This window comes from Vibrio sp. YT-15 (assembly GCF_033337445.1).
Classification (GTDB): domain Bacteria; phylum Pseudomonadota; class Gammaproteobacteria; order Enterobacterales; family Vibrionaceae; genus Vibrio; species Vibrio alginolyticus.
In genome coordinates this window covers 462,320-476,362 of sequence record NZ_JAWOQR010000001.1, presented here as the reverse complement: position 1 = coordinate 476,362, position 14,043 = coordinate 462,320, and the positions used below count along the sequence as shown (strand labels likewise).

General features: G+C 43.3%; 13 protein-coding genes. 8 read left to right on the top strand and 5 right to left on the bottom strand.

Going from position 1 to position 14,043, the window contains the following annotated elements; all coding sequences use genetic code 11:
* The 5 genes from R7D93_RS02050 to R7D93_RS02030 all read right to left on the bottom strand — a co-directional run.
* Nucleotides 1–1,338 (bottom strand): VWA domain-containing protein (locus R7D93_RS02050; RefSeq protein ID WP_225495630.1); only part of this gene is annotated, 1,338 nt, incomplete at its 3' end.
* Nucleotides 1,331–2,335 carry a vWA domain-containing protein gene (locus tag R7D93_RS02045; RefSeq protein WP_225495628.1) on the bottom strand — a complete coding sequence of 335 codons (1,005 nt, stop codon included), beginning with the start codon at nt 2,333–2,335 and terminating at the stop codon, nt 1,331–1,333. The genes R7D93_RS02045 and R7D93_RS02050, both read right to left, overlap by 8 nt.
* On the bottom strand, nt 2,328–2,804 hold the full coding sequence (locus R7D93_RS02040; protein WP_225495623.1) for a DUF4381 domain-containing protein: 477 nt from the start codon (nt 2,802–2,804) through the stop codon (nt 2,328–2,330). Before R7D93_RS02040 ends, R7D93_RS02045 begins: the two co-directional genes overlap by 8 nt.
* Nucleotides 2,805–2,841: 37 nt before the next feature.
* The gene (locus tag R7D93_RS02035; RefSeq protein WP_213964084.1) at nt 2,842–3,768 is read right to left on the bottom strand and encodes a DUF58 domain-containing protein; all 927 of its coding nucleotides are present in this window, start codon (nt 3,766–3,768) and stop codon (nt 2,842–2,844) included.
* A 13-nt stretch (nt 3,769–3,781) separates the two neighbouring features.
* Nucleotides 3,782–4,738 carry an AAA family ATPase gene (locus R7D93_RS02030; RefSeq protein ID WP_115386785.1) on the bottom strand — a complete coding sequence of 319 codons (957 nt, stop codon included), beginning with the start codon at nt 4,736–4,738 and terminating at the stop codon, nt 3,782–3,784.
* A 310-nt stretch (nt 4,739–5,048) separates the two neighbouring features.
* Here R7D93_RS02030 and R7D93_RS02025 point away from each other — a divergent pair, with 310 nt between their 5' ends.
* From R7D93_RS02025 to R7D93_RS01990, 8 genes are all read left to right on the top strand, one after another.
* A complete protein-coding gene (locus tag R7D93_RS02025) occupies nt 5,049–6,965 on the top strand; it encodes a methyl-accepting chemotaxis protein (RefSeq protein WP_025768546.1) in 1,917 nt (638 codons plus the stop codon).
* Between the two features lie 56 nt (nt 6,966–7,021).
* Complete coding sequence (locus tag R7D93_RS02020; protein ID WP_005375165.1) at nt 7,022–7,222, top strand: restriction endonuclease subunit S; 201 nt, start codon at nt 7,022–7,024, stop codon at nt 7,220–7,222.
* Between the two features lie 246 nt (nt 7,223–7,468).
* Nucleotides 7,469–8,137: a LuxR C-terminal-related transcriptional regulator gene (locus R7D93_RS02015; RefSeq protein WP_021707603.1), complete on the top strand. Its 669-nt coding sequence runs from the start codon at nt 7,469–7,471 to the stop codon at nt 8,135–8,137.
* A 228-nt stretch (nt 8,138–8,365) separates the two neighbouring features.
* Nucleotides 8,366–9,022 (top strand): LuxR C-terminal-related transcriptional regulator, encoded by a 657-nt coding sequence (locus R7D93_RS02010; protein ID WP_005383910.1) that lies wholly within the window; start codon nt 8,366–8,368, stop codon nt 9,020–9,022.
* Nucleotides 9,023–9,228: 206 nt separating this feature from the next.
* A complete protein-coding gene (locus tag R7D93_RS02005; protein WP_005375168.1) occupies nt 9,229–9,819 on the top strand; it encodes a calcium-binding protein in 591 nt (196 codons plus the stop codon).
* Between the two features lie 152 nt (nt 9,820–9,971).
* Nucleotides 9,972–11,690: a type I secretion system permease/ATPase gene (locus R7D93_RS02000; RefSeq protein ID WP_171345503.1), complete on the top strand. Its 1,719-nt coding sequence runs from the start codon at nt 9,972–9,974 to the stop codon at nt 11,688–11,690.
* The gene (locus R7D93_RS01995) at nt 11,665–13,005 is read left to right on the top strand and encodes an HlyD family type I secretion periplasmic adaptor subunit (protein WP_064354904.1); all 1,341 of its coding nucleotides are present in this window, start codon (nt 11,665–11,667) and stop codon (nt 13,003–13,005) included. Before R7D93_RS02000 ends, R7D93_RS01995 begins: the two co-directional genes overlap by 26 nt.
* Nucleotides 13,006–13,100: 95 nt before the next feature.
* Nucleotides 13,101–13,949: a mechanosensitive ion channel family protein gene (locus tag R7D93_RS01990; protein WP_005375171.1), complete on the top strand. Its 849-nt coding sequence runs from the start codon at nt 13,101–13,103 to the stop codon at nt 13,947–13,949.
* The last annotated feature ends 94 nt before the right edge of the window (nt 13,950–14,043 follow it).

Below are 14,043 nucleotides of genomic sequence, written 5' to 3'. Positions count from 1 at the left end.
CTGTTTTAGCTTTTCTTCTACAACCGATAGGTTTTTCTTCGCGGCTTCAAAGTTAGGCTTTTCCTCTAGCAGCTTTTTATACAAATCAGCCGCATCTTCTAATTGACCATTTTGAGCGAGCGAGTTGGCGAGGTTATAGCGGCCGTTAAGGGAGGCATCATGAGAAAATGCTTCGATAGCGGCTTCGTAGTCACCTTTTTGATAACTGGCGGCTCCTTTCCAGCTTGGGTTTGTAAATAGGTTTTGCGCCTGTTCATACTCACCTTGCTTGTAGAGTTCCGCTCCTTGTTGGTCGGCATTTAAGAACGGATTAGCTTCTGCATGCGGTGTCCACGTTACTGGGACTACAGTCGCAACTACCATCCAAATCAGGCCACGTCGAAACAGTAAAGCCGCAGGAAGAAGTAACAACGGCAGTAACCAAAAGCCACTGTTGAGAAGAGAATCAGTTTTAACTTCTTCGCTTTGGGTCGCAGAAAGCTGGCTACCAATGTTATTAGTAAAGGCCGCGATGTTTTCAACATCACGGTTGGTGTGTTGAATAGGAACAAATAGGCCACCAGTCTTATTCGCTAGCGTTTGTAGATTTTTCAGATTTGTTTTCGCTACGACGGTTGTGCCTTGTGTAGTTTTTAGCAGAGAGCCATCGGGCAGCGCGATAGGCGCACCGTTAGGAGTCCCGACGGCAAGAACAGAAATGCGAAACTTTGTTCCTTGGACTAAATCTAACGCGCGAGACAGCTCTGACGTATCAAGATCATCCGCTAACACGATGATATCGCCTTGTTGCGTGCCGGCTTGAGAAAACTGGTTGATCGCAAGTTCAATCGCGGCAGGCAGGTTTGCCCCTTGAAAAGGCATCAGCTCTGGCGACAAATTTTCGATAATGCCCGCAAGCGTACTGGAATCAGTTGTCAGTGGACTTAAGTTATAGGCATCGCCAGCGTAAGCAATAAGTCCAGTGGCTCCCTCTTTCCATTTAGGCAGCAAATCGAGCGCCTTATAACGTGTTTGTGCTAGCCGATTGGGTTTGATGTCTGTAGCAAACATAGAGCGAGACATATCAAGCACCAAGATACGGTTTTGGTTTAACTCAAAGCTTGGTCGAGCATTGGACTGCCAGCTTGGCCCCGCTAATGAAATGCAAGTTATTGCCCAAGCTAAACCCCATAGAGTGAAGTAATGCTTAGACTGCGTGTTTTGTCCGAGCATCCGCGCTAGGTGAGGGGCAATCAGTGTGGATTTTTGGGCTCTAAATTTGTGATTGAGCAAGAGTGCGATAGGGATCACGATGAGCCCCAAAAGCCAATAAGGATTGAGGAAAATAAACTCAGCCATGTTTTCTCCTTAACAGGAATAACAATACCGATAATACAAATGCAGCGCTTAATGGATATGGAAACCATTCAGACTGTGGGCGCCAAGTTTGTGTGTCGCTAGATACGGGTTCTAGCTGGTTGATGGTGTCATAAATATTTTCGAGCTCTTCTGTATCTCGCGCTCGAAAATATTGTCCACCTGTCACCTCTGCCACTTTAGTCAGTGTTTGTTCATCTAAATCGGCTGCGGTGTTGACTTTGCGAGTCATGAAAAACTCCTTCACCATCATTTCACCAGCGCCCACGCCCACGGTGTAAATAGTGGCGTTGTATTTTTTCGCAATTTCCGCTGCTTCTAGCGGCTCGAGAACCCCTGCAGTATTGCTGCCGTCACTAAGCAAAATCATGACTCGTTGCGGAGCATCACTGTCTACAAAGGTTTTTGTGCCTAAACCAATACCATCACCAATGGCGGTTCGTTGACCAACCAAGCCGATGACGGTTTGATTAATCTGTTGCATGACGCTTTTGCGGTCTGCAGTGAGTGGTGTTTGCAAATAAGCATGGTCGCCAAACAAAACAACTCCGAGACGGTCACCTTTTCTCTTTGCTACGAAATCAGACAGAACTTGTTTGACTGCTGTGAGGCGATCGATATATTCGCCGTTGAGTTCCATGTCTTCCTGCTGCATCGAACCGGACAGATCGACGACTAACATCAAGTCCCGATATTTGGGTTGGAATTCAACGGGATCGCCAAACCAAACTGGACGCGCACAAGCGACGACAAGAAGGCCCCAGATCGCGATTGAAAGTGCTTTTTGCAGCGCTTGCTTAGGCTTGCTGCGATTCTCATTGGTTGGTAAGTACGCCAATTTGATCTCGGCTTGTTGAGATTCTTGTGGCAGGAACTTGTATACCAGCCAGGGGATGGGCAACAAAAACAGTGCCCACCACCAGACAAATTCAATGTTTAGCCATTGGGCAAGATCGGTTATGAGTGTTTGCTCAGTCACGGTTATTTGCCTTTTTCTTTGGTGGCAAAGCGTAGGTTATCCAAAAGACACAATCGTCTACCAAGCTTTGATACTGCCCTTGGGAAGAATTCTGATACAACGCTTCTTGCCACTGATGTTGTTTGTCTACGAATCGACTTTCTTTGGTATGGCTATCGAGAAATTCATACCAAGCGATTCCGGTTAACGGTGCGATCTCCTCACGCGGAAAGTAACTCAATGCTGCCTGGCGCAATATTTCCAGAGCAGAGGAGGGGGTATGAGGCGCGGTAGGTTGAGTTAAAAGTGTTAATGCTGCCTTTTTTGCGCGTAAGTGTTTTTTACGCCATCTCACATAAAGACAAATGCCGAAAACGAACAGCAAGGTGGCTGCAAGCACCACCCACCATCCCCAAGCGAGCGGAAACCAATCCGGTGCGTTTGGCAAAATCAAAGGTTCAAGGTCTAGGCTTTGGTTGTTTGTTGTCATTATTATTACTGCTTAATAAATACTGCTTGTCAGTTTGTTAGCTTAATTGTGAAATTAAGGGCCAGCCACTTGATAGCGTGTTAAATGGAATTGCTATTGAATGGCATTGCTGCTTAATGGTTTCTTGATGTTGGGTAAAATGGCTTTCGAGTTCTCTTCGTTGTCCTTTAGAGCCAAAGTTAAACCATTGACTATGCTGCCCATCCGAAGCTTTCACTTGACCTCTAAAGTCTGTTTCGCCTCTTTCTAACGGATCATAAAACTGAACAGCCCTTACGCTATTGTGTTGTTTGAGTCGACGTAGTTGTGCCAGTTCCGTTGGTGTTACGTGGGCAAAATCACTGAGCATAATCAATTCGCTGCCTTTTGGGGTGAGCGTATGAAGTGTCTCCAATACTTGTGCATACGGCAGTGTACGAGTGTCGTTGCTTGCAGTACGAGTTACTTGCGCATTATGTATGTCGACTATGGCGTTAAGAATCCGCAGCCCTTGTCTTTGTAAAGAAGAGGGGCGAAATTCAAGACATTGATGTCCGTCATCAATCACTGCGCCGATGCGATCTTTTTTAGCTAGAGTTAGCCAAATTAGAACACTGGCAAAGTGGGCCAATTGAACGGATTTGAGTACATACTTAGATCCAAAATGTAGACTAGAACTTAGATCAAGATAAAGAATGACCGCTTGCTCTTTATCTTCTGCAAACAACTTCGTATGTGCTTTACCGGTCCTAGCGGTGACTCGCCAATCAATGCTGCGAATATCGTCGCCAGGTTGATATTGGCGCACCTCCATAAAATCCATACCTCGCCCTTTTTGGCGACTGGTATGGTTACCACTCATCTGCGACCAGAGACTCTGTGCTGGTGGTAACCAACGTACAGATTGAGTGCGATATTGGAGCAGCTCTTCAAGGGTTAATGTCACCCCATTCGCATGAGGTGGTAATGAATGTGTAGCGGACATATCACTCACTCGTTTATGCACTGCCAACAAGGTTTAGCAGTTTATCGATGACCTGGTTTGCCGTAATGCCTTCCGCTTGAGCGTGGTAACTCAATAATAAACGGTGGCGCAGTACCGGATAAGCCATGGTTTGAACATCTTCCGGAGAGACAAAATCACGACCAGCAAGCCAAGCGTGCGCACGTGCACAGCGATCAAGAGCGATGGTGGCACGCGGACTCACACCCATTGACAACCACTTGTTCAACTCAGTGTCATATTTGTTGGCTTGACGTGTCGCCATAACTAAACGGACGATGTACTGCTCTATCGTTTCCGCCATATGAATATCCAACACCTCTTTACGTGCGGTGAATATATCTTGTTGGCTTAACATTGGGCGTTCAACCTTTGCTTCGCCTTTTGCTTCTCCGCGGTTAATACGCAAGATAGATAGCTCATGCTCCGCATCTGGGTATTCCACTTCTAAATGCAATAAAAAGCGGTCTAGCTGCGCTTCAGGAAGGGGGTAGGTCCCTTCTTGCTCTATCGGGTTTTGAGTTGCCATAACCAAAAACAACTCTGGCAGCGGGTAGGTATGACGACCTGCTGTGACTTGTTTCTCTGCCATTGCTTCAAGCATTGCCGCTTGTACTTTGGCCGGTGCACGGTTTATCTCATCCGCAAGAATAAGCGAGTTGAAGATAGGACCTGACTGGAAAGTGAATTCTCCGGTTTCGGGACGGAAGATATCGGTTCCGGTTAAATCGGCTGGCAGCAAATCAGGGGTGAACTGAATGCGGTGGAAGTCGCCTTCAACACAGTCTGAGAGTGATTTTACTGCACGGGTTTTTGCTAACCCAGGAGGGCCTTCAACTAAAATATGCCCATCCGCAAGAAGCGCAACAAGCAGTTGCTTTACCAGATCTTGCTGTCCGATGATCTGCGACTCTAAGTATTGCTGAAGAGTTTCGAAGTTAGATTTATGCATGCTTTGGACTCTCGGTATCCATGTGATTTTCGTGTTGAGTATTGGTCATTTTCCATGTGAAAAAAGTTCCAATGCTCTATTGCAATTTATCTTTTCAATATTGGGACGCTACAGAGAATTGCAAGTACGTGCTATCTCTGAAAGTGCTTATTTGACAGTGTGTTACATTTATTTTTCATAATATAATGAGAAATGCCTCTAGTTTTGTACATATGAGCCGATAAAGATTCCGTGGTGTGCGTGTCATGAGATATGCACCTGATTCCCCTTGTGGGGCCAATAACAAGTGATTCTTTTAAAAGGTCCGAATATGTTGAAACTTCATTCCTTGAGCATCAAACAGAAGGTTGTACTTGGCATTACGTTTGCTGTTCTAGCATCAACAATCATTGTTGGTGTTATGGCTCAGCGTCATGCGAGAGATGTATTGAGCCATCGTCTTATTGACATCGAGCTACCTGCGATGTTGCAGCAAATCAATACCGAAATTGACCGCGAAGTTGTCGAAATGCAACAAGCGGCAAAACAGCTGGCTACAAACGAATTTATTGTTGAAGCCCTATCTAATACAGACCGTGATCCGTCAGTAGAAGTTCAGTTGGTGCAGCAGCTCAATAATGTTAAATCACAGTATGGTCTTAATGATGCGTCGGTAGCGAATCGTCAAACGGCATATTACTGGAACCAAAACGGATTCTTACGTCAACTTAACCGAACGCAAGATGCTTGGTTCTTTGGATTTACGTCGTCTGGTCAAGAAACGTCCGTGAGTGTGTTCCAAGAGGCAAATGGCGAAGTGAAAATGTTTGCCAATTTCCAAGATCTTAATGGTACATCAATGTCAGGTCTCTCTAAATCTATGGGAGACATGGTTACTTTGCTCAACGGGTTTAAAATTGAAGATACGGGTTACGTGTTCCTCACTAATGAACAAGGCCAGATTCAAATACACCGTCAACAAGGTAAGAACCAAACTTCTATCACTAAACTATTTGGTAGTGACGCAAGTGCGCTGTTGAACAAAAATAGCTTCAACCTAATTAATGTGGAGTTTGAAGGGCAGGATACTTTTGTTTCTAGTTTGTATGTTCCTTCAATGAACTGGTTTGTTATTGGCGTGGTTCCCGTTGATGAAGTATTCGCAGACCTGAATGCGACAGCTAAAAAAATGCTGTTTACGACCATCATTGTTGCCGTTGTATTCATCCTCATGGGCGTATGGTTAGCAAACAGCATTACGAAACCAATCCGACTGATTGCCGATCGTTTTACCGACCTTGGGCAAGGTGAAGGCGATTTGGCGCAGCGTATTGAAATTAAGGGTAATGATGAAATTGCTCAGCTTTCAAAAGGCTTTAATGGATTTATTGAGAAGATTCATGCCACGATGAAAGAGGTTGCTTTAACCAGTGGCTCATTAAGTCAAGCGGCAGAAAGTGTGTCAACGAAAGCAACATCCACACACGACAACAGCCAAGAGCAGCGTGATCAAACCATTCAAGTAGTTGCAGCTATCAACCAAATGGGTGCGACCATCAGTGAAATTGCATCGAACGCTGCTACCGCTGCTGATACGGCAAATCAGGCTTCAGATAACACTCAAACTGGTCGAGAAGTTGTGATGAAAGCAAAAGAGGTGATCAGCCGCCTAGCCGATGATGTTGAAACAACCAATATTGTTGTGACGCAGTTGGCATCGACAACCAAAGATATTGGCTCGATTCTGGGTGTAATTCGTGACATATCTGAGCAAACGAATTTACTTGCGCTAAACGCTGCAATTGAGGCTGCTCGTGCTGGTGAGCAGGGACGTGGTTTTGCGGTTGTTGCTGATGAGGTAAGAAACCTAGCTTCACGCACGGCCGATTCTACAGAAGAGATTCAGCGCATGATCAATCAGCTTCAAAGTGACGCACAAGACGCGGTAAGTGCTATGGAAGCGGGCAAAGCGGTCACCATAGAAGGGGTTACTTCTACCGATGAAGCAGTCGAGGTATTAATCAGTATTTCTGAACGAATCACCGACATCTCTGATCGTAATACACAGGTTGCAACGGCGACGGAAGAGCAATCCACGGTGGTGCATACCATTAATCAAAATATCGAAGAAATCAACGCGATAAATGAAATGACAACCGCGACAGCAGAAGAGTTGGCGGATGCAAGTCGCGATCTTCAAGCGCTCTCTTCTCGTTTGGACAAGATGGTTGGTAGCTTCAAGTTATAGAGTTGGATAGAATAGGCGAAGTTTAAAAGTTCAATCATTAATTTTAGGTAAGTACTATGAATGACTTCGAAAAAGAACTAGAGCAAATTTCTCAAGAAACCGCTCAGGAGCCAGAAGTAAAACTGCCGTCGCTAGAAGAGCAAAAAGCGATCGTCGCTGAGCTGAAAAAGCTGGAAGCGGAAGGTAAGCTGACGCCAGAAGTGTTAGAACAACACTTTGGTAAGTTTAACCAAAAAAACGCAGTTCCAATCCACTAAGTTAGGTGGTGTTTTGCCTCTAACGTGCGTGATTAAATCACCTGCTCAAACACAAAAAGGGAGTTTATACTCCCTTTTTTAATGTCTGAAAAATGCTAATACCTCTCACATACTTGCCACTTAAAAATTATTGACACTTCAATGAGTTATTAATTAGTACTAGTGATTTTCATACTTGACAATACTACCGCTCTATCTAAATCTATTGCGTATTTCAATAAAAACGACCAAGGGAATGCGATCAGGATGGAGCAGCAAAAAAAAAGAAACGTTATTTTAATCACGGAGGGAAGTCTACAGTCATCTCTGTTGAAAGATGTATTGGAGACCAAACTCGGTATTAGTGTTGCTCTAATCACGCCAGATAATCTGATTCACGGAGTGTTACATGAATCTCTTGCATCAGCCATTATTGTTGATTGCAGCGTGATCACGGATGAAATTTTTCGCCGTTATGCGGAGTTTAAAGCGGCCAAGCAGAAAGACACGCTTGAAATCTTAATTAATTGTGAGCAATCCATATCGACAGAAGATCTCTTTGCTTGGCGTACTTTGGCCGGTATTTTCTATACCTCTGATGATATAAAAACGTTGCAAGTTGGTATTGGTAAGGTGCTTCAAGGAGATATGTGGTTCAGCCGTAAGTTTTCTCAGCAGTACATTACTTACCTTCGTCGACATTGCAAACCTATAAATAAGAATGTTTCCGCTATTCTGACCAAACGAGAGCAACAAATAATTACCTTTCTTTCCATGGGGGCGTCCAATCAACAAATCGCCGAACAATTATTTGTCAGCGAGAATACGGTAAAAACGCATTTACATAATATTTTCAAGAAGATTGATGTGAAAAATAGAGTTCAAGCACTTATTTGGGCAAAGGAAAATATTTCAGACAACTCGTTAACGGTGTAATGCTATTGCAATATTAGGTTGCCTAATTTAGTAAACTCTTAATAATTTCTGTGACCTGAATGTGTTAAAAGTGTTTCTTTTATGAGAAACACTTTTTTTGATTCTCTTTTTAATAACTTTAGAATTTAAAAAAGTAGCAAATAACTTTACTCTGTGAACTAGCACTTACATATCAAACTAAGTGCTGACGATTAACTACTAATTTAAGAATGTTAAGTCACTGAAAGTATGAGAAACATTATGGAACAGTATATGGAAAAGCCTGAAATCCTAATGCTCACTCAACAAAGTTTACAGAGTGAAAACTTTAAGGAAATGCTTTCTAAAAATACAGAAACTAAAATAACGATCATTGATACTAAAAACCCTAGCTATCATGAACTCATTCCGGAACGCTACTTTTTGCTTGTTGATTTTTCAGTTGAGATTCCTTCCGAAACTTTAGTTTATTTAAAAGATAGTAATAAAGTGCTAGGAACCATAATGCTTAATCTAGGTTATGACTTAGACACAGAAGAACTCGCTTCTTGGCCTCATGTAAAAGGTATATTTGGTCCAGGAGATTCAATGGACAAGGTTTGTCAGGGATTAAAAGCAATAATAAAAGGGGATAACTGGCTGTCTCGAAGATTACTTGATCAGCTAGTAAATTATTATCGAGGTAGAGAAGCAAATAACATTATCGAACCTGCTATTGAGGTTGAGCTTACTCGGCGTGAAGTTCAGGTTTTAAAAATGTTGAAAGAAGGTGGTTCAAATATGGAAATCGCTGATTCTTTATTTATCAGCGAGCATACTATTAAATCACATCTATACAATATTTTTAGAAAGTTAGAAGTAAAGAACCGTACGCAAGCTACAAGTTGGGCTAAGAGAAACCTGTAGTACTAGTATTAACTTGCTGTAATAAAAAGAAAATACTCTATAAAGTACTAAATTTTATATTTATTATTAAAATGTCAGTCTGAAATATCATCCCATATTCAAACTTATTCCTATTCAGTTGACTATTAGACTTCTCATGTCGTGACGAATCTAGTCAGACGTGGAACAGAAGGTCTATTCAATTAATAAGCTAAGAGGGAATAAAAATGAGCGCAAGTGACAATGACACGTATTTAGGCGATGCAGGTGTAAATAACCAATTTGCTGATTTCGATGGCGGCGATGATTTGTTTATCGGTTTTGGTGGTAATGACTCGTTTGTTGGCGGTGGCGGTAATGATTATGTGATCGGCGGCGACGGCGATGATCGCCTAACTGGTGGTGCAGGAGATGACATCCTTAGGGCTGGTACAGGAAACGACTACCTCGGCGGTGGTACCGGTAATGACTTGCTGTTGGGTTTGCTGGGCGACAATAAATTAAATGGTGGTGTCGGTGAAGATATTCTTGTTGCTGGTTCTGGTGACAACGTTTTAGTTGGCGGCAGCAATGGCGATAAGTTTGTGTTCACGGATAAGTTTGGTGGCCATGGCGAAGCCAAAGTTGTTGATTTCACCATTGGTGAAGACTCTTTGCACATCATTAGCGACTCTGTCACTGACTTTGGTGATTTAAGCTTTAGCTACGATGCAGTTGGGAATGCAGTGTTTACCGATGGGGCTGATCTAACAGTGAAACTTATTGGCGTGACTGAAACTGACATCAACACCTATGGTGCAGATCTGTTCGTAATCTAAACGACTGAAAATAACTCTGGATGGGAATTAGTTTGCGTGGCTCTGCCATGCTGAGGTGCACTAATCGGACACTCTAGAGCGATTTGAGGTTACCTTAAGCTAGGCGCTAGTATTTCTGGCGCCTACAATTTTCACGTTAAACGGAAGTAGTCGTGCAAAAAACGGTTTTCAAAGAAGTGAAACAAAAACTATGCACGCTTGCGGGCTTGCTGATCGTTTTTAGCCTTTTTATCAACTTATTGGTTCTCTCGATTCCGCTGTACATGCTTCAAGTGTACAACCGAGTGATATCCTCCTACTCAACCGATACTTTATTCTTGCTCACTGTCATCGTAATTGTCGCGCTGTTAACCATGTCCATCATCGACATTGCACGAGCACAAATGAGTAAATCTTTTGGTTATTGGATGGACACAAAACTCTCCGCTTTCATGCTCAAGCGCACGATTCAATATCAATCACATACCGGGAAGAGTTATACCTCGCAAACTCTGAGAGACATTCAGAACATCAAAAGCTTTTTGAGCAGTCAAGCACCTTATCCACTGTTGGATGCGCCCTGGACACCGCTGTTTATTTTATTTGTGTATTTATTGCACCCGATACTAGGTCACATCGCGTTACTTGGATCTATCGTATTGTTTAGCCTAGGTCTACTCAATGAGCTGATGACGCGTAAAACAATGCAAGAGAGTGAAGTCAGAGCGATTTCTCATATCAACAACGCAGAATTAGCCACGCAAAACTCCAATTCAATTCTCGCAATGGGGATGATGAATGCATTTTTAGAGAAGTGGCAGTCGCGCGTGAGTGAAGTGAATGTGCTTGAAGAGCGAGTTGCAGGTAAGTCCATCTACATGGCTAACTTTTCTAAGTTTGTGCGTGGATCACTACAGATATTTTTGCTGGGAGGTGGTGCATGGTTAGTAATCCAACATGAAATCACGGCAGGGGCGATGATCGCGAGCTCCATATTAATGAGTCGGGCATTATCGCCGATGGAGCAGGCGATAGGCACGTGGCGAAGCGCGATGTCTGCTAAAGGCGCCTATAAAAGGTTGAAAGAAATCGATGCGATCGTGCGCCAAGATGAATCAGATATGCCACTGCCTAAACCAAAAGGACACTATGAGCTTACCGGACTGGCCTATCGCCATCCTGGAGCAACCGAACCAGTGCTCTCATCGATCAGCTTATCGATTCCTACGGGTGTTGCTGTTGGGGTGATTGGCCCTTCTGGTACGGGTAAATCGACGTTTGCTCGGCTGTTATTAGGTACGGTTAAGCCATTAGCGGGTAAAGTGACTCTTGATGGAATGGAAGTCTCCGTATGGGCATCTGAAGATCGCGGCGTGCATTTTGGGTATCTCGCTCAAGAGGTGGAGTTATTTCCTGGCACAATTCGAGAGAACATCGCGCGCTTTAAAGAAGAAGACCCCGCTAAAGTCATCAAGGCGGCTCAACTAGCAGGATGTCATGAATTAATACTCAAGAAAAACAAAGGCTATGATTGCATTATTGGTGAAAATGGCCGTGGTTTATCTGGGGGGGAAAGGCAGAGAATCGCTCTTGCAAGAGCCGTTTATGGCGACCCTTCTATAGTGATTTTCGATGAAGCGAATGCCAACCTCGATGGTGAGGGAGAGGCTGCGTATCAACGTTTGATTGCCCATTTAAAAGCACAGAGTACAACGATTATCGTCATTGCCCACAATCCGAGTACGTTACGACAAATGGATAGGCTGTTGTATTTGGCTGACGGCCGAGTCAAGTTATACGGCGCTAAAGATGAAGTATTAAAACGTTTGATGGGCGAAGAAAGAACAGATATCCCAAGGGTAAGAAATGAGCAATCAACTGCCAACCGTTAATCAGAGTTCTACCGAGATCGTATATCGTTTTAGCCCCAAAGCGAGACTAAGCTTTCGAAAACCAATTTTACTCGGTGTGGTGACCTTAAGTGTTTTTCTTGGAGGTCTTGGCTACTGGGCTGCAACAGCCAAATTAGAAAGTGCAGCGATTGCTTATGGTGATTTGTCAGTTCTCACTAAGCGACAAGAAATTCAGCATTTAGAAGGCGGTATTATTGAAAAGCTATATGTACAGGAAGGGGATTTAGTCGAAAAAGGTCAGTTATTAATTCAACTTTCTAAGCGTCAAGCTATGGCTAAGTTGGATTCGTTAAGTGGTCGTTTTATCCATACTCTAGCAAAGGAAAACCGTTTAAGTGCGGAGCTTGATGAGCTTCCAACGATTGTATGGTCTGATGATCTTGAAAGCATTCCCCGTGTCGATATCGTCCAAGAAGCACAACTGGTTCAAAACAAGATCTTTGAAGCGAGAAAGCGATTCTTTGATAGTAAACTGAGTATCATTGAGCAGAGTATTTCTGGAGCAAATTTAGAGCTTGAAAACCTTCAGCAAACCAAAGTGATTGAGACGGAACGGCTCAACTTTATTGCTGAAGAAATAGACAGCAACCAAGCTTTGGTGCAAAAAGGTTTCTCGGGAAAATCTACTTTACTTCAACTCAAGCGCTTAGCAGCGGAGGTGAGAAGTACCTTAAGCCAGTTAGACAGGCAATCGCTCACCGTTAGAAAAAGGTTGGATGAGAACCTAGCGCAAATTGAAGAGTTGAAGCTTGAAAGGCTGAATGAGATTGTCGAGGAACTACGAAACACCAAAACGGAAATTGTCGCAATTCGGGAAGAATATCGCTCCGCTCAAGATATTGTTGCAAGAACAACGATCAACGCACCTATTTCTGGTCGCGTAGTCAACATGCAGGTGTTTACCGAAAAAGGTGTGATTGGCTCGGGTGAAACGTTACTAGAATTGGTTCCGCAAGACGATAAGTTGTTAGTCGAGGCTCGTGTTAATCCTCAGGATATTGATTTAGTGAATCCAGGCCAGCAAGCGCATGTTCGTCTGACCGCTCTGAATGCACGGACATTGGCACCTTTAGACGGTACAGTGTTGACGATTTCTGCCGATAAACTCTCGCAAGAAAACCAGGAAGATTTTTATCTCGCTAGAATTGCAATTTCATCGGAAGATGTGACAAAACATCGTTTAACCTCAGGCATGAATGCCGAAGTGCTTATTTTATCTGAGCCACGAACGCCATTGAGCTACCTAATAAAGCCAATTACAGAAAGCATGAATCGCGCCTTCAGAGAGGAGTAATTTCAAAAAGACTTGAGTGAGCACGGACAACAGACAAAATAATTTGTTATCGTTAGCTGTTACTGGGCCGTATTTTTATTCGAGGGAGCCGTGGAATGGAGAAAGTGCAGTTAGTTGTCGATTTTCTTCTCACTCATAAATTGATTTTTACCGCACTGATCTTTGCGATTATGTGGTTAATTCGTCGTGCAATTTTATCGATGATTCGTGGTGATCACGCTTTTCTCTCAGAAGATCAGCGTAGTTGGATGTCCAGAACTAAAAATGGCACCTTTGCTGTTACATTACTGATTTTATTTATTTTATGGCAATCAGAAATTAACGAGTTTGCTCTGAGTGTAACGGCGATTGCCGTTGCCATTGTAGTGGCATCCAAAGAAATCATTTTGTGTTTTACGGGTTCGATTCAAAGAGCAAGTTCACGTTCTTTTCGCGTTGGGGACTGGATTGAGGTCGGGAAGTTATGCGGTGAAGTGATTGAGCACAATATGATGGCGACGGTGATTCAAGAGATCGACCTGCATCATGGGCAATATCATTACACCGGCAAAACAGCGACATTGCCTAATAGTATGTTCTTTACCTATCCAGTAAAGAACCTCAACTTCATGAAGCGGTACGTTTACCACAACTTTTCTGTAGTGGTGAAAGACTTCGTCAATTTGTATCCACTGCTACCGATTTTAACTGATAAAATTGAAGAACATTGCAGTTACTTTGCTGATGTTGCACATCGTTACAATGCGATGATTGAAAAACATGCCGGTGTTGACCTTCCTGGTTCTGAGCCACATATGCATATTTCTAGTAACATTAATGGTGAACAAATTCTGCACGTGATGATTTTCTGCCCAACCGATAAAGCGAACCACTTAGAGCACTTAATTCGTAAGGACTTTATGGAACTTTATGAGCAACGTTTTCCTGTAGTGCGAGAAGAATAGAGCATCGTACTTCGCCTTTAATTTCAAACCCCGCTATCAAAATAGCGGGGTTTGTTTTTCTTAGCGTATTTTTAGGCTGTAACAATATTCCCAA